The organism is Myroides guanonis, assembly GCF_900114085.1.
Lineage (GTDB): Bacteria > Bacteroidota > Bacteroidia > Flavobacteriales > Flavobacteriaceae > Flavobacterium > Flavobacterium guanonis.
Map to the genome: position 1 here is coordinate 93,485 of NZ_FORU01000010.1, position 21,261 is coordinate 114,745.

The 21,261-nt window shown below is 34.7% G+C and carries 20 protein-coding genes and 2 tRNA genes; 10 read left to right on the top strand and 12 right to left on the bottom strand.

What is annotated here, in order from left to right; translation table 11 throughout:
* Positions 1-46 precede the first annotated feature (46 nt).
* The 9 genes from BM024_RS09450 to hemA all read right to left on the bottom strand — a co-directional run bounded on the left by BM024_RS09450 (position 47) and on the right by hemA (position 7,284).
* A complete protein-coding gene (locus BM024_RS09450; RefSeq protein ID WP_090679597.1) occupies positions 47-445 on the bottom strand; it encodes a c-type cytochrome in 399 nt (132 codons plus the stop codon).
* 65 nt (positions 446-510) lie between these two features.
* A complete protein-coding gene (gene hemB, locus BM024_RS09455) occupies positions 511-1,503 on the bottom strand; it encodes a porphobilinogen synthase (protein WP_090679599.1) in 993 nt (330 codons plus the stop codon).
* A gap of 89 nt (positions 1,504-1,592) precedes the next feature.
* Entirely contained in the window at positions 1,593-1,949 is a 357-nt protein-coding gene (locus BM024_RS09460; RefSeq protein ID WP_090679601.1) for a four helix bundle protein, read from the bottom strand.
* 94 nt (positions 1,950-2,043) lie between these two features.
* Positions 2,044-2,946 (bottom strand): oxygen-dependent coproporphyrinogen oxidase, encoded by a 903-nt coding sequence (hemF, locus tag BM024_RS09465; RefSeq protein WP_090679648.1) that lies wholly within the window; start codon positions 2,944-2,946, stop codon positions 2,044-2,046.
* Positions 2,947-2,954: 8 nt separating this feature from the next.
* Positions 2,955-3,317 carry a hypothetical protein gene (locus BM024_RS09470; RefSeq protein WP_090679603.1) on the bottom strand — a complete coding sequence of 121 codons (363 nt, stop codon included), beginning with the start codon at positions 3,315-3,317 and terminating at the stop codon, positions 2,955-2,957.
* A gap of 16 nt (positions 3,318-3,333) precedes the next feature.
* Positions 3,334-4,371, bottom strand: a complete 1,038-nt coding sequence (gene hemE / locus BM024_RS09475) for a uroporphyrinogen decarboxylase (protein WP_090679604.1) — start codon at positions 4,369-4,371, stop codon at positions 3,334-3,336.
* A 70-nt stretch (positions 4,372-4,441) separates the two neighbouring features.
* Positions 4,442-5,104 carry a uroporphyrinogen-III synthase gene (locus tag BM024_RS09480; RefSeq protein WP_245753882.1) on the bottom strand — a complete coding sequence of 221 codons (663 nt, stop codon included), beginning with the start codon at positions 5,102-5,104 and terminating at the stop codon, positions 4,442-4,444.
* 4 nt (positions 5,105-5,108) lie between these two features.
* Positions 5,109-6,032: a hydroxymethylbilane synthase gene (hemC, locus tag BM024_RS09485; RefSeq protein WP_090679607.1), complete on the bottom strand. Its 924-nt coding sequence runs from the start codon at positions 6,030-6,032 to the stop codon at positions 5,109-5,111.
* On the bottom strand, positions 6,025-7,284 hold the full coding sequence (gene hemA, locus BM024_RS09490; RefSeq protein WP_090679650.1) for a glutamyl-tRNA reductase: 1,260 nt from the start codon (positions 7,282-7,284) through the stop codon (positions 6,025-6,027). Before hemA ends, hemC begins: the two co-directional genes overlap by 8 nt.
* Positions 7,285-7,513: 229 nt before the next feature.
* Here hemA and BM024_RS09495 point away from each other — a divergent pair, with 229 nt between their 5' ends.
* From BM024_RS09495 to BM024_RS09515, 5 genes are read left to right on the top strand one after another with little or no spacing between them, the layout of a single operon-like run.
* Positions 7,514-8,386 carry an AraC family transcriptional regulator gene (locus tag BM024_RS09495; protein WP_090679609.1) on the top strand — a complete coding sequence of 291 codons (873 nt, stop codon included), beginning with the start codon at positions 7,514-7,516 and terminating at the stop codon, positions 8,384-8,386.
* A 15-nt stretch (positions 8,387-8,401) separates the two neighbouring features.
* Positions 8,402-9,421 carry a ferrochelatase gene (gene hemH / locus BM024_RS09500; protein WP_090679611.1) on the top strand — a complete coding sequence of 340 codons (1,020 nt, stop codon included), beginning with the start codon at positions 8,402-8,404 and terminating at the stop codon, positions 9,419-9,421.
* Between the two features lie 4 nt (positions 9,422-9,425).
* Entirely contained in the window at positions 9,426-9,971 is a 546-nt protein-coding gene (locus BM024_RS09505; protein WP_090679612.1) for a CopD family protein, read from the top strand.
* On the top strand, positions 9,968-11,440 hold the full coding sequence (locus tag BM024_RS09510; protein ID WP_090679615.1) for a sensor histidine kinase: 1,473 nt from the start codon (positions 9,968-9,970) through the stop codon (positions 11,438-11,440). Before BM024_RS09505 ends, BM024_RS09510 begins: the two co-directional genes overlap by 4 nt.
* A 9-nt stretch (positions 11,441-11,449) precedes the next feature.
* Positions 11,450-12,232: an enoyl-CoA hydratase/isomerase family protein gene (locus BM024_RS09515; RefSeq protein WP_090679617.1), complete on the top strand. Its 783-nt coding sequence runs from the start codon at positions 11,450-11,452 to the stop codon at positions 12,230-12,232.
* A 143-nt stretch (positions 12,233-12,375) separates the two neighbouring features.
* Here the strand turns inward: BM024_RS09515 and BM024_RS13740 are convergent, their stop codons facing one another.
* The 3 genes from BM024_RS13740 to BM024_RS09525 all read right to left on the bottom strand — a co-directional run bounded on the left by BM024_RS13740 (position 12,376) and on the right by BM024_RS09525 (position 12,958).
* Positions 12,376-12,528, bottom strand: coding sequence for a hypothetical protein (locus tag BM024_RS13740; RefSeq protein WP_218148709.1), 153 nt, complete (start codon positions 12,526-12,528; stop codon positions 12,376-12,378).
* 227 nt (positions 12,529-12,755) lie between these two features.
* Positions 12,756-12,826, bottom strand: a tRNA-Gln gene (locus BM024_RS09520).
* A 61-nt stretch (positions 12,827-12,887) separates the two neighbouring features.
* Positions 12,888-12,958, bottom strand: a tRNA-Gln gene (locus BM024_RS09525).
* A 182-nt stretch (positions 12,959-13,140) separates the two neighbouring features.
* Between BM024_RS09525 and BM024_RS09530 the strand changes: the two genes are divergently transcribed.
* The 5 genes from BM024_RS09530 (at position 13,141) to BM024_RS09550 (ending at position 21,120) form a co-directional block, all read left to right on the top strand.
* Entirely contained in the window at positions 13,141-16,347 is a 3,207-nt protein-coding gene (locus BM024_RS09530; RefSeq protein WP_090679619.1) for a glycosyltransferase family 117 protein, read from the top strand.
* Between the two features lie 107 nt (positions 16,348-16,454).
* Positions 16,455-17,510 carry a thiamine-phosphate kinase gene (gene thiL / locus BM024_RS09535; protein ID WP_090679621.1) on the top strand — a complete coding sequence of 352 codons (1,056 nt, stop codon included), beginning with the start codon at positions 16,455-16,457 and terminating at the stop codon, positions 17,508-17,510.
* A gap of 134 nt (positions 17,511-17,644) precedes the next feature.
* On the top strand, positions 17,645-18,130 hold the full coding sequence (locus BM024_RS09540; RefSeq protein WP_090679623.1) for an acyl-CoA carboxylase biotin carboxyl carrier protein subunit: 486 nt from the start codon (positions 17,645-17,647) through the stop codon (positions 18,128-18,130).
* 3 nt (positions 18,131-18,133) lie between these two features.
* Entirely contained in the window at positions 18,134-19,573 is a 1,440-nt protein-coding gene (accC, locus tag BM024_RS09545; RefSeq protein WP_090679625.1) for an acetyl-CoA carboxylase biotin carboxylase subunit, read from the top strand.
* Positions 19,574-19,578: 5 nt separating this feature from the next.
* Positions 19,579-21,120 carry an acyl-CoA carboxylase subunit beta gene (locus BM024_RS09550; RefSeq protein WP_090679627.1) on the top strand — a complete coding sequence of 514 codons (1,542 nt, stop codon included), beginning with the start codon at positions 19,579-19,581 and terminating at the stop codon, positions 21,118-21,120.
* The last annotated feature ends 141 nt before the right edge of the window (positions 21,121-21,261 follow it).

Here is a 21,261-nt window from a genome sequence, read left to right on the forward strand (position 1 = left end):
TAAAAGGATAGCCCAAAGCATTTTACTTTTACATTTATTTTTGCCATTACAAACTTCTCATATAAACTTCTATCGCTTGTAATTCTTGATTTGTCATCTTTTTAGTAATAACAAAGTTAGCTTGCATTACCATAAATTGTTTTGGATCGACTATAGGCTCCCCTTCCCCTTTCAAGAAAGTTACGATACTTGCTTTGTGTTCATCGTAAATCCTTACTACTTCCTTAACACTCGGCCCCACTCCTTTACTGTCTGATTGATGACACGCATTACAAGTTCCTTTTCCATTAAACAACTTTTGTCCAAGTTGTTTCATTTCTAATTCTGAAAGTTTTTTCTCTTCCACCAAAGTACTCGGATCCACTTCTACTTCCTTGGTTTTACCACAAGAAAATAAAGCTAACACCAAGGCTAATGATGATATCCACTTAATTGTTGTTTTCATTTTGTTGTTTGTTTCTTACAAAACTAAACAATTAGTGAAGCAACTGCCCCACTATAATACTGCTTTTATTTATTTAAAAACTGTGCCGCTTCCTTGGCAAAATAGGTAGAAATGATACTAGCTCCTGCTCTTTTTATACACATTAGTTGTTCCATCATAATTAAATCATGATCTAACCATCCTCTTTCGGATGCTGCTTTAACCATTGCATATTCTCCAGATACTTGAAAAACTGCAACAGGAACATTTACTGCGTCTTTAACCTCACGTACTATATCCAAATACGCTATTCCTGGTTTAACCATTACAATATCAGCCCCTTCTTCAACATCATAAATCGCTTCTTTTATCGCTTCAATCCTATTGGCATAATCCATTTGATATGTCTTCTTGTCTTTTGGGATTTCCTTATTATCTACAGGTGCACTATCCAAAGCATCTCTAAAAGGTCCATAAAAAGCTGAAGCATATTTTGCAGAATAACTCATAATACCTACATCTGTATAACCAGACTTGTCTAAAGCTTCTCGAATACGCAACACTCTTCCATCCATCATATCACTTGGAGCAACAAAATCTGCACCCGCCGCCGCATGAGAAACACTCATCCTCGTCAAAGCATCCACCGTCTCATCATTTAAGACTACTCCTTTTTCAACAATCCCATCATGCCCATAGATTGAATAAGGATCCAATGCCACATCAGGCATTATAACCATTTCTGGACATGCATCTTTTATAGCTTTAATTGCTGTTTGCATTAATCCATTTGGGTTCCAAGCCTCTATTCCCGCATTATCTTTCAAAGAGTCATTAACTTTTACATAAATATTTATCGCTCTAATACCTAAAGCATAAAGCTCCTTTACTTCTTTAACCGTTAAATCAACCGACCTTCTAAACATTCCTGGCATAGAAGGTATCGCCTCTTGTACATTAGTTCCTTCTGCGATGAACATAGGAAACATAAAATCCGAAGGAGTAACTATTGTTTCTCGAACCAAACTACGTATTGCTTCATTGGTTCTTAATCTTCTTCCTCTTTGTATTGGAAACATATTTTTATATTTTATAAGGTTTCAGCCATCAGGTTTCAGCTATGAGCTATTGGCTGAATGCTGATAGCTGTCAGCTGAATGCTAATTATTTATCTTTCACTTAATGCACTCATAAATCCATGAAGCATTTTTCTTATCTCTTGAATTCTTCCAATCAATTCCTCTCCTTTTTGTCTTTCTAAAGACCCTAAATCAACACTTAAAATAATTTGATATTCTAATTTATTTGTAGAACCATACGAAATAGACAAGAATCTTGCAAAGTCTTTATCCGTTCTTCTCCCTGCACCTTCAACAATATTTGTAGGAATAGAGCTCACAGACCTTTTCATTTGACTAACTAAACTAAATAACTCTTCTTTAGGAAATGTTTTTAACACACGATATACTTCTAAAGTGAGTTCATGACTTTTTTCCCAAACTAACAACTTTTTGAAATCTCTCATAACTTAATCTGTTCGATTATCTTAATCTAAATTTCCCTATTTAGCCAGCTATCAGCCGTCAGCTCTAAGCTGTTAGCTGACGGCTGATAGCTAATCAAACCCAATCAACTGGTTTTCTTAAAACTTCTAGTAACTTCTCTTCTTCAGAATCAATTTCAGGATGATGATCATATACCCATTGCACGCGAGGAGGTAAACTCATTAAAATAGACTCGATACGACCATTCGTTTTGAGTCCGAACAAAGTACCTTTATCATGAACTAAGTTAAACTCAACATATCGCCCTCTTCGAATCTCTTGCCAAGTTCTGTTCTCTTCTGTAAATGACATATCCTTTCGTCTCTCTACAATAGGGATATACGATTTTAGAAAACTATCCCCCACTTCTCTAACGAAATCACACCAATTATCCATTGTCATTTCTGAAGTTTCTTGAAGATGATCAAAAAACAAACCACCTACGCCACGAGCTTCTTCGCGATGAGAATTCCAAAAATATTCATCACATACTTTTTTGTATTTAGAATAAAAGTCAGGATGATGCTTATCGCAGGCCGATTTACAAACTGTATGAAAATGAATTGCATCCTCTTCAAACAGGTAATAAGGTGTTAAATCTTGTCCACCGCCAAACCACGAACCCACTTTAACCCCTTGCTTATCGTACATTTCAAAATAACGCCAATTCGCATGAACAGTAGGCACCATCGGATTATTAGGATGAATAACTAAACTAAGTCCACAAGCAAAGAAGTCCACATCACCAACATTAAAAGCTTTTTGCATAGTATCTGGCAAAACACCGTGAACAGCAGAAATATTAACTCCTCCCTTTTCAAACACAGCACCATTTTCAATAACGCGAGTTCTTCCACCCCCACCACCTGGTCGATCCCAAATATCTTCTTTGAATGTTGCTGAACCATCAACCTTTTCTAATGCAGCAGTAATCTCTTCTTGTAACTGTTGTATGTATTTATAAAAACGCTCTTTCATACCCATCATTACAGTTGATTAATCTTATTCATAATTTCAAAAGAAAAAGATTTACTCTCAGACTGAATATAGAGATACATTCCTTTTGCCTTCTCTTTAAAACCTAGAAGTCCTTCATTAGAAGACCACACTAAAAGTAAATCTGCAAAACGTTCGAAATGATCCCATCCGAAATTAAATTTTCGCAGATGAGCATTTAATTTTTCAGACGAAAATTCTTTTAAATCTTTAAAAGACATACCTAATTTATGTAGATACACTTCAATATTCTGAATTCCTTCAGGATTAGGAACAAATGTTAAAGTCATCAATTTCTCCAAAATAGAGTTGATACGTTGATCTTGTTCATTTTGCATTCCTTTACTTAACATACGCTATAAAATAATATTAATAGGATAACGGAGCTCTATATTCCTTCACTGCATCGATAAAAGCTTTAGCATGATCAACAGGGATATGTGGTAAAATTCCATGTCCCAGGTTAACGACATACTTGTCTTTTCCAAACTCATCAATCATTTCATGCACCATCTTCTTAATCGTTGGAATCGGCGACATCAAACGGCTTGGGTCAAAATTACCTTGTAGTGTTTTCTCTCCTCCTGTAAATAAACGAGCATGTTTTGGACTACATGTCCAATCTACACCAATAGCAGACGCCTTAGACTGTGCCATTTCTGGTAATGCAAACCAACATCCCTTTCCAAACACAATCACCGGAACACTATCCGCCAATGCCTCAACTATCTGATTCATGTATTGCCATGAGAACTCTTGATAATCTACAGGAGATAACATACCTCCCCAAGAATCAAAAATCTGTACAGCATCTACTCCTGCTCTAACTTTTTCTTTTAAATACAAAATAGTAGTATCCGTTATTTTCTGCAATAAAGCATGTGAAGCTTCAGGTTGTGAAAAACACATCGCTTTGGCTAAATCAAAATTCTTAGATCCTTTTCCTTGAACTGCGTAACAAAAAATAGTCCATGGTGAACCTGCGAACCCTATTAAAGGAACTTCATCATTCAACATTTCTTTTGTTACTTTAATAGCTTCCATTACATAGCCAAGTGTTTCCTCTATATTAGGAATACGAACTTGTTCAACATCTTTTGCAGAACGAATAGGGTTCGGTATCCATGGACCTATATCTGGTCTCATTTCTACGTCAATTCCCATCGCTTGAGGAACCACCAAAATATCTGAAAATAAAATCGCAGCATCTGGTTTAACTATTCTGATTGGTTGCACTGTTATCTCAGCTGCAATTTCAGGCATCCTACAACGCGTAAAAAAATCATATTTATCTCGTAGGGCACGGAATTCTGGTAAGTATCTACCCGCTTGACGCATCATCCATACTGGTGGGCGTTCAACAGTCTCTCCCTTTAAAGCTCTTAAGAACAAATCATTTTTTATCATTTCATCTAAGTATTTAAGTTCTCAGTTAAAATATCTGAATAGCTTTAACTATCAATATAGTATCCTGAAATTATTTATAATAGGTTACACAAGCTTGTAACGTTTTTTCTATGGTTGGTTGTTTTGCTAATATTATTTTATTAGTATTGTTCTTTAAAGCTTCCGCAGTAGTATCACCTATACAAAAACAAACCTCATCAGTAATCTTATTTTCTTTCAAATAACTATCTACTCCAGATGGACTATAAAAGCAAATACCATGAGGTTTTTGAGATAGTGCAATCGGAGTTAAGTCGGTTTGATATACTTGAAACTCATTGAATTTCACATTCACACCATTAAATGCGTTCGGCAAAACTTCGCTTCTTAGATTACCATTAAAAAACGATATACTATTTGTAGAAAAAGACTTTATTAGAATAGGAGCTAATTCCTTAGCATAATCTGCCCAAGCAACTACTTTCCATCCACTTTTTTCAAGAAGCTCTTTAGTTTTTACTCCAACACAAAAACTCAACTTTGATTTTAAAACAGCTATATCCTTATGTTTTAAAACACTTCGAACAGCATTCTGACTAGTAAACAAAAGAAATTCATTAAGTTCAGATATCTGAAAGTCTATTGGTGAAACAGATATAAAATCACATTCAACCAATGAGATGTTTACACCTTCTAGTATAGCTCGATGCTCTTCATTCAAAACTCTTGTAGAAACAACTATAGGTGTATCCATAATTTTATTTCAATTGGCTTCTTAGCCGCTGCATTAAATCAGCTCCTCCATTATCCAATATTTCTTTTGCTGCAAAAAAACCGAGTTTTTTCCATTCTTCAATAGACACTGTCTTATCATAATCATACTTTTCAGTACCATCTAAAGACAACAATACTCCTTGTAATCGAATAGTATCTTCCTTTTCATTATAACTAGCATAAGCTCCAATAGGTGCAGAACAGCCTCCTTCTAAAGTTCTCAAAAACTGACGCTCAATATGAGTGGTCATCTCGGCTTCGAAATCATTCAGCGATCTCAGTGTCTGTAAAGTAAACTCATCATCAGCCAAAGCAACGACAACCATTGCTCCTTGAGCTGGTGCAGGAATCATCCAATCCAAATCGATACTATTAGCTGGCTTCTTTCCTATTCTATCCAATCCAGCAGATGCAAAAACAGCCGCATTCCAATCATTATCTTGAAGTTTTTGCATTCTAGTATTCACATTCCCTCTCAAATCAACTAGGTTATGTTTTGGATATCTATGCAGCCATTGCGCTTTTCTTCTTAAACTCCCTGTAGCTACAGTAGCCTCTTGTTCTTCCAAAAAAGACAAATTACCCTTATGCAACAATATATCAATAGCACTCGATCTTTTCAAAACAGCAGCTTGTACTATTCCTTGAGGTAAAGCAGTTGGAACGTCTTTCATAGAGTGAACAGCTATATCAACCTTCCCCTGTAACATAGCTACATCAAGGGTCTTGGTAAATATTCCTGTAATACCCATTTCATATAAAGGTTTATCTAAAACCAAATCTCCTTCTGATTTTACAGCTATTATTTCTGTCTTTACCCCTAGCCCATTCAATGCGCTTGCAACTGTATTGGCTTGCCAAAGTGCTAATTCACTATCGCGGGTACCTATTCTTATAACCTTACTCATGACTTATCGTTTCTATTTGGAAAACTTTTTCAATCCACTCAATACTTGAATCAACAACAGTATCTTCATGTCTTAAATGGTTAGCAAATTGCGTAGTAATTTTCTGGATAATACGCATACTGATCAATTCCGCTTGTTGCTCGTCGAAGTTTTCTATTTTTTTTCTTTGGTAATTTAATTCATTTTCTTTTATCAACTCTAACTTTGATTTCAACGCATGAATTGTAGGCGCAAACTTTCTCATTTTTGTCCATTCAATGAACTCCGATTTCACTTCATCAATGATAGTTTCTGCTTGTGGAATAAATTGTTTTCTGCGATCTAGTGTCTTATCTGTCATTTGTGATAAATAATCCAAATGAATTAACTGAATACCATTACATTCTTCTACATTCAAGTCAACATTTCTAGGTATAGATAAATCTAGAATCAATAAAGGTTTATCATTTTTCAGAATAGACTTAGAAATAGTTGGTAAAGAAGCCCCTGTTGCCACAATTAAAACATCCGCTTTTCCAACCTCCTCTTCTAAATCTTCAAAATCCTTGACAATCAAATTAAACTTACCGGCTACTTCAACAGCCTTATCTCTAGTTCTATTTATTAAAGTAATATGATCATTTTTAGTGTGCTTAACTAAGTTTTCACAAGTATTTCTACCTATTTTCCCCGTTCCAAACAACACTATGTTTTTAGAAAAAACATCTTGAACATGCTCCATTATATACTGTACAGATGCAAAAGAAACCGAAGTAGCACCTGAACTTATTTCCGTTTCATTCTTAATACGTTTACTCGCCTGAATAACTGCATTAATTAAACGTTCAAAGTAATTTGTTGTTAACCCTAGTGCTTTTGACTGTATAAATCCGCTCTTAATCTGACCTATAATCTCAAAATCACCAAGTATTTGACTATCAAGTCCAGTTCCAACGCGGAAAAGATGATGAATAGCATCGTTGTTTTTATGAACATAAGCTACTTTCTGAAAATCATCTACAGTACCATTACTGTGGTCACACAACAACTTTATCAATTCAAATGGATGTTGAGCAAATCCATATAATTCAGTTCTATTACAAGTTGAAATAATAATTAAGCTAGGTATACCTTCTTCTTTGGCTTGCTTTAATAGGCCCTCTTTGGAAAACTCTCCAAGGCTAAACTTCCCTCTAATCTCTGCATCTGCCTTCTGATAATTTAGTCCGACTACGTAAAAAGTACTCGTTTTCACCTTATTCAAATTTTCCATATTCATGCACTATTTCTAAAAAGTACACAAATGTATTATTTAAGTATCTATAAAAACAACGCTACAAGGACTATTTGTAACGCTACAAGAATATACGGTTAAAAGGTTTGGTTTTCAATTAAAAAAAGTAATTTTGCAGTCATACTAAGGCTTTAAAGCATCCTTATATAGACTTATTCTAAATAACATATGTTTAAAAAGTATCATATCAAAAATAAAAAACAACGCTATGGGTACTCACGAAGAAATTAAAATAACGGAAGGTTTTACCCTTCATAGATTTGAAACAAAAACAGGAGACAATTTCCGTTTTGAACAAAATATGGAGCTAGGAATTATTCAATTTTATTTCGCATTACGTGGTAACGCCAATTTTAGCTTCAATCAAGGCAACTACATCTTACCTCTTACTGAAGATAAAGCCATGATACTTTACAACCCAGAAAAAAAACTTCCTGTTCTTTTAGATATTGAGGATAACTCTTGGGTAGTTTCTATCTTTATTTCAATCACTAAATTTCACGGTTTGTTTTCATCCGAAGCTGAATTTATCGGTTTTTTAAATGAAGAAAATAAAAATAAGAAATACTATGCAGAAGAAGCTATATCACCCTCAATGGCAATCGTGTTAAATCAAATTTTCAACAACACTATAAATCCCTCACTCAAAAATCTGTATTTAAAAGGAAAGACTTTTGAACTACTAAGTTTATTTTTTAATAGAAATGAGGATCAAAATGCAGAAAACTGTCCATTCTTATCTGATGAAGACGACGTAATTAAAATTAAAAACGCCAAAGACATTATTATATTACGAATGGCTGAACCACCAACATTACAAGATTTAGCAGATGAAGTTGGCGTAAATATAAAAAAGCTTAAACTAGGTTTCAAGCAGGTTTATGGAGATACCGTTTATGGTTTTTTATTTGACTACAAAATGGAATATGCTAGAAAATTATTAGACCAAGGCAACTACAACGTAACAGAAGTTGGCTTAAAAATAGGTTATAGTTCCGCCAGTCATTTTATAGCAGCTTTTAAGAAAAAGTACGGTACTACACCTAAAAAATATCTGATGTCTATAACTCCAAATCTTTAAACAAACACTTAAAACATGAAAGGGATATTATTAGTAAACTTAGGATCGCCACAAAGTCCAACCGCGAAAGATGTCAAACCATATCTAGACGAATTCTTAATGGATGAACGTGTTATAGATATGCCTTATCTCTTGCGTGCGTTTGTAGTAAAAGGGATTATTTTGAACACAAGACCAAAAAAATCAGCCGCTGCCTATCAAAAAATATGGTGGGAAGAAGGCTCTCCATTAATAGTACTATCCCAAAGGTTACAAAGCAAAGTACAATCCTTGACAGACCTACCAATCTCATTGGCTATGCGCTACGGAGAACCGTCTATCAAAACAGGACTAGAAGAACTTAAAAACAAAGGAGTAACCGACGTTTTGATGATTCCCCTATATCCACAGTTCGCTATGGCAACTACGGAAACGATTAATGTTTTAGCTGAGCAATTACGCATCAAGCATTTTTCAAATATGAAAATTACCAGCTTACCAGCTTTCTATAACAAACCGGAATATATTGATGCTTTAGCTCAATCTATTAAAAATCATCTAAAGGGTTTTGAATACGACCATATTGTGTTCTCTTATCATGGAGTACCGGAACGTCATATTAAAAAGTCAGATATAACAAAACAACATTGCAAAATTGACCAATCTTGTTGCAATACCCTCTCTAAAGCATATGAGTTTTGCTACCGTCACCAGTGCTTAGAGACCACTAAACAAGTTGTGGCTACATTACAAATCCCCGAAGAAAAATACACTAACTCATTTCAATCTAGATTAGGTTTAGACAAATGGTTACAACCTCCAACAGATATTACTATTAATAATCTAGCGGAAAATGGCACTAAAAAAATAGCAGTAATCACCCCTGCCTTTGTAGCTGATTGTTTAGAAACCCTAGAAGAAATAGGCATGGAAGCAGCAGATGAATTTTTAAAACACGGTGGAACGGAATTCAAAACCATACCTTGTTTAAATGACGACGACCAATGGGCAGCTGCTTTAGCAACATGGATTAAAGAATGGCAAAACAAAGCGTAAAACTATGGCTTACCTATATCTAAAAGCATTACACATCATTTTTATCGTCTGCTGGTTTGCAGGTCTTTTCTATATCGTACGTCTTTTTGTGTATTATGCAGAAGCACAAACACAACATGAACCAAAGAAAGAAATACTTTCAGAACAACTCCGTCTCATGACAGAGAGATTATGGTATATAATAACATGGCCGGCTGCGATTCTAGCTACTGCTTTTGGAATAGGGCTACTCATCGTTATGCCTCATTTTCTATCCCAACCGTGGATGCATGTAAAACTCCTCTTCGTCTTATTACTTTTTATATATCACATAAAATGTCAACAATTCGTTTCTCAAATCAGCAAAAACAAACTTGAGAAAACATCGAATTTCTTTAGACTTTGGAATGAAGGTGCTACAGTAATTTTATTTGCAGTAGTTTTTTTAGTAATTTTAAAAAATGCAATTAATTGGATATTTGGAGTTATTGGAATTCTATGCTTTATCTTTCTATTAATGCTTGGATATAAGTTATATAAAAAATTAAGAGAGCGAAAAATCAACCAATGAAAGAAGAATTTATATTAAAGAATTTCTCTTTGCGAAATAGAATTTTTTTATCCCTAATCTTTCTAACACTAATCTCTTCCGTATTGATAGCAGCTGTATCTGTTTATCAATTTAAAAAAGAAGCCAGAGGATATCATCAAGATCGATTAGAGCGAAAAGAAAATGCTATAAACGAACACATAAACTTTATTTTAAGTACAACAACTTATCCACTTACAACCGAAAATCTACCACTGATATTCAAAAGTAAAATACATGAGTTAGCAACTATTCATAGCACTGAAATCAACATCAATGACCTAAACGGTAATTTGCTAATTTCTTCTAAAGGTCGTTTTTCTATAGACGAGCAACAGACTCCCATATCCCCGACTATCATAAAGATTCTACAATCCTCTCAAAACAAAAGGTTCGTTGATTTAAAAATAGTTGATGACAAACGCTATCGAACAGCCTATTCTTATCTGAAAGACAGCCGTTTTAAACCACTGGGAATCTTAAAAATCCCCTATTTAGAAGAAACAGAATTCTATGAAAACGAAATACAAAACTTCTTAATCAAATTCGGACAAGTATATATTTTTATGCTATTAATGTCTATCACAATTGCGTATTTCTTATCCAACTATATCACCAAAAGCTTAAAGTCAATTAGTATTAAAATGACTAGTACGCAACTTGACCACAAAAACGAAAAAATAGGAGCAACTTCATCCAGCAAGGAAATCAACTCACTCATACAAGCTTATAATGAAATGGTTGACAAACTTGAAGTAAGTGCCGATAAACTAGCTCAGAGTGAAAGAGAACAGGCTTGGAGAGAAATGGCTAAACAAGTAGCTCATGAAATCAAGAATCCGCTAACCCCTATGCGATTAACTGTTCAAAGTTTCCAAAGAAGATTCGACCCCAACGACCCCAATATTCGTCAAAAAATAAACGACTATTCCGATACACTAATACAACAAATAGACACTATGAGTTCTGTTGCAACAGCTTTTTCGAACTTTGCTTCCATGCCGGCTCAACAAAGTGAAATGCTGAATATTGTAAAAATTGTACAACTTGGATTAGAAATTTTCAATGAAGATTATATTCATTTTGAATATAGTGACGAAGAAATCATCTCAAAGATGGATAGAACACAATTAATCAGAATAATTACAAATTTGGTTAAAAACGCTATTCAAGCAATTCCAGAAGAAAAAGCAGATCCAAAAATCATTGTATCTATACACAAAAAAGATAACTGGGCCCAGATTCAAGTAAAAGATAACGGAATAGGAATTAGTATTGAAAATAAAAATCGTATTTTCGAACCTAAATTCACCACCAAAACAAGCGGAATGGGATTAGGGTTGGGAATTATTAAAAATATAGTAGAAAATTATGGTGGTACGATTAGCTTTGAATCTAACAAAGATGAAGGAACAACCTTCTATGTCAATCTACCCATTATTAACACCTAGAATAATATTATGAATTTTGAGAACATTTTAGTTGATAAAGAAGAACAAATCGCCATTATCACAATTAACAGACCTACAAAACTAAATGCATTAAACAAGGCGACAATAGAAGAACTGCACCAAGCTTTAAAAGCATTAGAAAACGACAAATCTGTTCGTGTTATCATCTTAACAGGTTCTGGAGAAAAAGCATTTGTTGCAGGAGCAGATATTTCGGAGTTTGCAAGTTTCAATTCAAGCGAAGGGTCACAATTAGCTGCAAAAGGGCAAGAATTGTTATTTGACTATGTACAGAACCTTGGAAAACCTGTAATCGCAGCCGTTAATGGATTTGCTCTTGGAGGTGGACTAGAACTAGCTATGGCATCCGATTTCAGAGTTGCTTCTACTAACGCAAAAATGGGATTACCAGAGGTAACTCTTGGTGTCATTCCAGGATATGGAGGAACGCAGCGTTTACCACAATTGATTGGTAAAGGACGCGCTATGGAAATGATTATGACTGCATCCATGATAGATGCTGAAACTGCAAAGAATTATGGATTGGTGAACCATGTAGTAGAACAGGAAAATCTCTTGAGCTTCACAAAAGATTTAGCTAAAAAAATTGCCAACAATTCTCCTACAGCTATTGCTAAAGCCATCAAATCAATTAATGCCAACTTTAAAGATGGAGTAAACGGTTTTCACGAAGAGATCAAAAGCTTTGGAGAATGCTTCGCAACTGAAGACTTTAAAGAAGGAACCACTGCATTTTTAGAAAAGAGAAAAGCAAATTTTAAAGGTTTATAATACCTAGAAGCGACCTTCCAAACATTTTATTTAGAAGGTCGCTTTCTAATAACACTACTAAATCCTACTCTATCTTTACAATAAGACCGGTCTTTTAAATCCCTTATAAAGAAATAAAAAGAGCTATTTTCATTCTACTGTGATTATGCTTTAATTATAACTTCCTTCTTAGCTTCCTTCTTAGCTTCCTTAGGGATGAAGCATAGATCAAGTATGGATGCTTCTACTCTTAAGCGTAGTATAACCGTATTCTGAACGTACTCTGAACGAGGTAAGTCCATATACCCACGGGACAAATGTTGCTTATACAACCTACATAAGACGTCAAAGCCTTATCTTTTCTACAAGAGAGCACTAGTAGCTTAACAAATCAACAAGAACTACTATGGACTCAAGTAATAATATTATTTATTTCTAAACTTAGAAATCTTCACAACAAGGATTATCACGGCCAGCTTCTTAAAAAATCTCCTTGAATTTATTCCATAAAAAAAGTCCTTCTGTTTATACAAAAGGACTCTTGTTGGCCTACTAGGACTCGAACCTAGAACGACTGAACCAAAATCAGCTGTGTTACCATTACACCATAGGCCAATTAAAACTGGCATTCATAATCTTATAAAAAAAGACCCTTTAATAAAAAAGGATCTTTTTGTTGGCCTACTAGGACTCGAACCTAGAACGACTGAACCAAAATCAGCTGTGTTACCATTACACCATAGGCCATTAACCTTGCACTCTTGAAGTAAATACTTCGGTAATGCGGATGCAAAAGTAGCACATTTTTTTAATCTTCCAAACTTTTGTGCTGAAAAAATTAAAAACTACATTTTTTTTTACTGTGCCAAAAAAAATAAGTTTATTTGTATCTTCACACATTTAATATAAATTCAAGTATTTAATTATTTATGTCTTCATTTAACTTTAAAAAGTGGGATTTAATTGTAGGTTGGTCTGTATTTCTTATAGCTCTTATCACATATTCCTTGACAGTAGAACCTACAGTTAGTTTCTGGGATGCCGGAGAATATATTGCAACATCTGCTAAACTACAAGTAGGCCACCCTCCAGGAGCACCACTTTATCAAATGCTCGGAGCCTTTTTCTCTATATTTGCCGCCTCACCTGAAAAGGTTGCTTTAATGGTGAATATGGTCGCAGTAGTCTCTAGTGCATTTACCATACTTTTTCTTTTTTGGTCTATTACTCATTTACTAAAAAAAATCGTAAGTAGTTATACAGAGTTTAACTCCAACAATGCTTTCGCTGTAATTGGAAGTGCTGCTGTTGGTGCTTTAGCCTTTACTTTTTCTGATAGCTTTTGGTTCAGTGCCGTTGAAGCAGAAGTATATGCAACTGCCACCCTACTTATTTCTACTCTGCTTTGGTTAGGGCTTAAATGGATTGAAGACATTGACAAACCTAGAGGAAACCGTTGGCTTTTATTAATTGCTTTAATTATTGGTTTCTCTTTCGGTGTTCACTTAATGGCACTTCTTACAATACCTTCAATAGGTTTTTTATACTACTTTAAACGTTACCCTAAAGTAACCATTTTAAATTTCATAGTTGCAAATGTTGTTGTTGTTGCTATATTGTTCTTTGTATTCAAATTTCTTTTCCCATATGCTCTAGCACTATTTGGAAAAACAGAGATTTTCATGGTCAACTCTATAGGTTTACCTTTTAACTCTGGTACAATCTTCACATTTTTACTTATAGTATCTTTCTTTATATTCTCCTTAAGATATACTAAGCAAAAAAACAAGCCATTGGCAAACACAATTATTCTATCTATAATTTTTATCCTAATAGGATTATCATCGTGGATTATGTTACCTATTCGTTCCAACGCCAATGTAATTATCAATGAAAATAGACCATCGGATGCCGCTGAACTTCTAGCTTATTACAATCGTGAGCAATATGGTTCTGAGAGCATTGTATATGATGCGTTTTACACAGCAAAATATACCGGACTTGACAAAGAAAATCCATACATAGACGCAAAACCAAACTATGAACGTGATTATAAAACAGGTAAATATGTAATCATAAACAACTATAAAAACGCAGAACAGAATTACGACAGCAACCAAAAAGGCTTTATGCCGAGAATGTGGAGCAAAGACACTAGTCATCGTATTAACTATATGCGTTTCTCAAAAGTACCTAATTTCCATATAAACCCTAACTATTCTCAAGACCCTGAACTTGTAGAGATAGTTACTGGGGTTCGCCAAGCATTAGCATCCGGAGATATAGGACTGGATGGGCTAGACAAATTTTTTGACCAACTTGGAGAATATCTAATTATTGAAAAACCATCTTTTGCCGACAACATGAGTTATATGTTCGATTATCAATTCGGATATATGTATTGGAGATATTTAATGTGGAATTTTGTTGGTAGACAAAACGATATACAAGGAAATTATGACAATGAAAATGGAAATTGGATAAGTGGTATTAAGTTTCTAGATGAAATTAGACTTGGCTCACAAGACAATCTACCTTCAGATGTTATGAATAATAAAGGAAGAAATACTTACTTCTTCTTACCTTTCATACTAGGTCTTATTGGATTTATATTTCATTTCAGAAAGGATCCAAAAACCTTCTATGTTATTTTAGCATTGTTCCTCTTCACGAGTTTTGCTCTTAAGATATTCCTTAACGAAAGACCTTTCGAACCTCGTGAACGAGACTACGCAGTTGTAGCATCTTTCTTGGTTTTTGCCATCTGGATTGGTTTTGGTGTATATGCTATCTATGACGGATTAAAGAAATACCTATCACCTAGAATCGCAGGACCTGCTGTTGTAGCAGTTTCTTTATTGGCCGCTCCACTTTTAATGGCTTCACAAAACTGGGATGATCACGATCGTTCTAACAGATATACAGCTCTTGCGAATGCACGCGCTTATTTAGACTCTTGTGATGAAAACGCTATTTTATTCACCATAGGTGATAACGATACTTTCCCACTGTGGTATGTCCAAGAAATTGAAGGTTACAGAACAGACGTCCGTATTGTTTGTACTAGTTTATTTCAACAAGATTGGTACATCGACCAAATGAAAGTACAAGCCTATGAATCAGCTCCTATGCCGATCAACTTTACGCACGACCAATACGTTGGAGGAACTAGGGATGTAGTGCTAATCCAGGAAATGACTAATGAACGAATCGACATCAAGCTTTTCTTAGACTTTATAAAATCTAACGATCCAAAAACTAAGAGAATGATGGAATCAGGTCAGGAACTTCAATTAGCTCCTACTAGCAAAATAAGAATACCAGTAGACAGCACAGTTATTGTTAAAAACAATATAGTTTCTGATTACTTACATGATCAAATTCTACCATACTTAGACGTTGATATCAAAGACCCTTTCTTATACAAAATGCGTGTGATGATGTTAGAAATTATCGCAAACAATAATTGGGAAAGACCGATCTACTTCTCTGGAGGAGCAATGGGTGATGAAGACTTCTTATGGATGAAAGACTACCTTCAACTAAATGGTTTAGTTTACAAACTCGTTCCAATTAAAGCTGAACAAGGTCCTAGCAACCACCCTATAGACATGGGTTCTATTGACGCTGACCGTATGTACAAAACAGTAATGAATTGGTACTGGGGCAATATGGGAAGTGACCAAATTTATCATGATCCACAAACAAGAAGAAATAGCTTACAATATCGTATTAATCTCGCTCGTTTAGCAGAGAAATTAATACAAGAAGACAAACTAGACAAAGCTAAAAACATAGCCGACTTAGCCATGACAAACATGCCTTTAGAACATTACGGTTATTATCAACTTATTGACCCATTCGTTGAAACATATTACCAAGTTGGTGATAAACAAAAAGCAAGGACTTTAATCGACCAATTAGCGATTAAATATCAGGAAAAACTAAACTATTATAAAGGTCTAGATTTACAAGCACAAAACGAATATGCAATGGAAATCATGAAAGAAATTGAAACCTATAGACAAATGATATTAATCGCTGAAGCTAGTGATAAGGAATATTTTCAGAAACTAGCAACTGACTTTAATACATACAATGGCTATTTCAAACGATTTGAGAGACCAGCGTTATAAAACATAATTTAAAAAACTAAAGAACAGTAGGCAAAGAAGCAAAGAAAGTAACATATTACAATCTTTGTTATTTTGCCTATTTGCTTCTTAATACAACAAAAATTACAATGATTGAAAATAAAAACCAATCTAAAACGGACCTATCTCAACTAGGTGAATTTGGATTAATACAACATTTGACAAAAAATCTAAAAATCCAACAAGAATCAACCACAAAAGGGATAGGTGATGACGCTGCTGTATTGAATTTTAAAGATAAAAAGACGGTTATATCTACTGACTTATTAATAGAGGGAGTTCATTTTGACTTAGCCTATATGCCTCTTAAACATCTTGGTTACAAAGCTGTGGTTGCAAATATTTCAGACATTTGTGCCATGAATGCAACTCCAACGCAGATAACTGTATCACTAGCTGTTTCAAACCGATTTCCACTAGAAGCCCTTGAGGAACTATATGAAGGTATTACATTGGCTTCCAACTTTTACAAAGTTGATGTAATCGGAGGAGACACCACCTCTTCACAAAAAGGACTTATTATTAGCATTACAGCAATAGGTGTAGCAGATGAAGAAGAGCTGATTTATAGAGATGGCGCTCAAGACACAGACTTATTAGTCGTAACAGGTGACATAGGTGCTGCTTATATGGGATTACAGATACTTGAACGCGAAAAACAAGTTTATTTAGTAAACCCAAACAGTCAACCAGATTTAGAAGCTTATGAATACTTAATCGAAAGACAATTAAAACCAGAAGCAAGAACAGATATCAAAAAACTTTTAGAAGAACTAGATGTAAAACCAACATCTATGATTGATATATCAGACGGATTGTCTTCTGAAATTATGCATCTGTGTACTCAATCAAAAGTAGGCTGTAATCTTTACGAAGACAAACTACCTTTAGATCCACAATTTATAAATACGTGTGAAGAGTTTAATATAGATAGTACAACTATCGCTATTAATGGAGGTGAGGATTATGAACTATTGTTCACTATTAAAATGGGGGATTTTGAAAAAATAAAAGGCAACCCCAACCTATCAATTATTGGTCATATGACACAAGAAAGCGAAGGTGTTCACATAGTGACTCGAGCAAACACTAAAATACCTTTAAAGGCACAAGGTTGGAATTCTTTAAAAGAATCAGAAGAATAAAACAAAAAGCATTGTAATCGAATCATTACAATGCTTTTTTTATTAAAAGTGGTGCTAGTTCGTTAAATACTAAGCTTCACTTGTTTATATCATAGTCAAATAAGTATATTTACGCACCGTTAAAAAACCTTAAAATGAATGATTCATATCAATTAAAAGTCAATTCAGATTTAGTTTTGGAAAGTTCAGAATTCGACAACCAAAATATAGACCTTGTTCGCATTGACAAAAAGAACCTACACGTTTTAAAAAACAATCAGTCTTTTAAAGCTGAAATCGTCTCAGAGCAGTTTGACGATCGAAGCTATACTATAGCCGTAAACGGGAACAATTATCAAGTAAAAATTCAAAATAATCTTGACCAATTAATTAATCAATTGGGTTTCTCATTAGCAAATGCTAAACAAGTTAATTCGGTTAAAGCACCAATGCCAGGACTAATACTTGACATAAATGTTAGTGTAGGGCAAGAAGTAGCTGAGAATGATAACTTGTTAATCTTAGAAGCGATGAAAATGGAAAACAATCTAAGTTCTCCACGAGCAGGAATAATCAAATCTATAAATGTTTCCAAAGGAGACACTGTAGATAAGGGCCAGTTGCTAATTGAATTTGAATAAACCATGAAAAAGATATTAATTGCCAATAGAGGCGAAATTGCTGTTCGTATTATGACGACAGCACGTAAAATGGGTATTAAAACTGTAGCTGTTTATTCAACTGTAGACCGTAATGCTCCACATGTTAAATTAGCAGATGAAGCAGTATGTATTGGAGAAGCACCTTCTAGCCAATCATACTTATTAGGAGATAAGATTATCGAAGTAGCCAAACAACTTCAAGTAGATGCAATACATCCAGGATATGGATTTTTAAGTGAAAACGCACGTTTCTCGGAAGCTTGTGCTAAAAACGGAATTATCTTTATAGGTCCCAAAGCTCACGCTATAGATGTAATGGGTAACAAATTAGCTGCAAAAGAAACAGTTAAGAATTACGACATTCCAATGGTACCAGGATTAGATGAGGCTATCACCGATGTAACTAAAGCCAAAAGAGTAGCTGTTGAAATCGGATTTCCGGTACTTATAAAAGCAGCAGCTGGAGGTGGTGGAAAAGGAATGCGTATTGTTGAAAATGAAGGTGAATTTGAATCACAAATGCAAAGAGCCATATCAGAAGCAACTTCGGCTTTCGGAGATGGTTCTGTATTTATTGAAAAATACATAGGAGCTCCTAAACATATTGAAATACAAGTCTTAGCAGATGAACATGGAAATATTGTGCATTTATTTGAAAGAGAATGTAGCGTACAACGTCGTCATCAAAAAGTAGTTGAAGAAGCACCATCAACAGCTTTAACAACTGAAATTCGTCAAAAAATGGGAGAAGCTGCTGTTAAGGTAGCCGCATCTTGTAATTATGTAGGAGCTGGTACAGTTGAGTTCCTTTTAGATGAAAATAAAAATTTCTATTTCTTAGAGATGAACACTCGTCTTCAAGTTGAACATCCTGTTACAGAACTTATCACTGGAATGGATTTAGTAGAAATGCAAATCAGAGTAGCTCGTGGAGAAAAATTACCTTTCACACAAGAAGACTTAAAAATAAATGGACACGCAATCGAATTGCGTATCTATGCAGAAGACCCTTTGGACGATTTCATGCCAAGTGTTGGAAATCTTGAAGTATACCAATTACCTGTAGGAAAAGGAATTAGAGTTGACAATGGAATAGAAGAAGGAATGGATGTTCCTATTTACTACGACCCAATGTTAGCAAAACTAATTACCTATGGAAAAACCCGTGAGGAAGCTATTCAATTAATGGTTGAAGCTATTAAAAACTACAAGGTAAAAGGTATTGAAACAACCTTACCATTTGGTAAGTTTGTTATGGAACACCCAGCTTTTCAATCAGGACAATTTGATACGAATTTCGTAAAAAAATACTACAGCGCTGAATTATTAAAAGCTCAGAGAGCAGAAGAAGCTGAAATAGCTGCTTATATTGCTTACAAACAGTATTTGGAAGATAAAAAACAACTTCGCCTACCAAACTAATAATTATGGAATCGAAAATAAAAACATTACAAGATAAAATTACTCAAGCCCATTTAGGTGGTGGAGAGAAAAGGATACACAAACAACACGAAAAAGGAAAACTTACTGCTAGAGAACGTATTGAGTATCTAATGGATGAAGGTTCTTTTGAAGAGGTTGGTATGTTGGTTACGCACAGAACTACTGATTTCAACATGCAAAAAGAAGTATATCTAGGAGACGGAGTAGTAACAGGTTATGGAACTATAAACGGTCGTCTAGTATATATTTTCGCTCAAGATTTCACTGTGTTTGGTGGAGCCCTATCGGAAACACATGCAGAGAAAATTTGCAAAGTAATGGATATGGCTTTAAAAATGGGAGCTCCAATGATTGGATTAAACGACTCAGGTGGAGCACGTATTCAAGAAGGAGTTCGTTCATTAGGAGGATATGCGGATATCTTTCATAAAAACGTACAGTCATCAGGGGTTATTCCTCAAATTTCTGCTATCATGGGACCTTGTGCGGGTGGAGCAGTATATTCGCCAGCTATGACCGATTTTACCATGATGGTTGAAGGTTCTAGTTATATGTTTGTAACTGGCCCTAATGTTGTAAAAACCGTTACTAATGAAACTGTTACTTCAGAAGAATTAGGTGGAGCAAGTACACATTCTACAAAGTCAGGTGTTGCCCACACTACTTCACCGAATGACGTAGCTTGCTTAGAAGATGTTAAGAAACTACTTTCATATTTACCGCAAAACAATACGGAATTTGCTCAGAGTTTACCATTTGAACTTGGAGAAGAATACCGCATGGAATTAGATAGCATTGTACCAGAAAATGCTAACAAACCTTATGACATGAAAGAAGTAATCAACAACATTATTGATGAAGATTCTTTCTTTGAAATACATAAAGACTTTGCAGAAAATATTGTTGTGGGTTTTGCTCGATTAGGAGGCCGAAGCATTGGTATTGTAGCGAACAACCCAATGTTTTTAGCGGGATGTTTAGATGTAAACAGCTCAATTAAAGCAGCTCGTTTTACACGTTTTTGCGATGCGTTCAATATTCCATTATTAGTATTAGTAGATGTACCAGGATTCTTACCAGGTACTGATCAAGAATGGAATGGAATTATTGTTCATGGAGCAAAACTATTGTATGCATTAAGTGAAGCAACTGTTCCAAAAGTGACTGTTATTACTCGTAAAGCTTACGGAGGAGCATATGATGTTATGAACTCTAAACACATTGGAGCTGATTTAAACTTTGCTTGGCCAACTGCTGAAATTGCAGTTATGGGAGCAAAAGGAGCTAGTGAAATCATCTTTAAAAAAGAAATTTCAGAAGCAGCAGACCCAGCAGCAAAACTATTAGAGAAAGAGTCGGAATATGCAGAAAAATTCGCAAATCCTTATCGCGCAGCAGAACGTGGTTTTATAGATGAAGTTATTCTTCCAAACCAAACACGTCGCAAGCTGATAAAAGGTTTCTCTATGTTAGAAAATAAAGTAGTAGATGCACCGAAAAGAAAACACGGAAACATTCCACTATAATACATAAAAAACAATCTCACCCCCCCCTTTTGACGACTATTAAAAGGGGTTTTTTTTGTTTAATAAAGTCAAGAAGTATCATTTATAAATCTTCATATAACAATAAACTTCTTATCCCACAAGGCAAATATTAAATCTTAA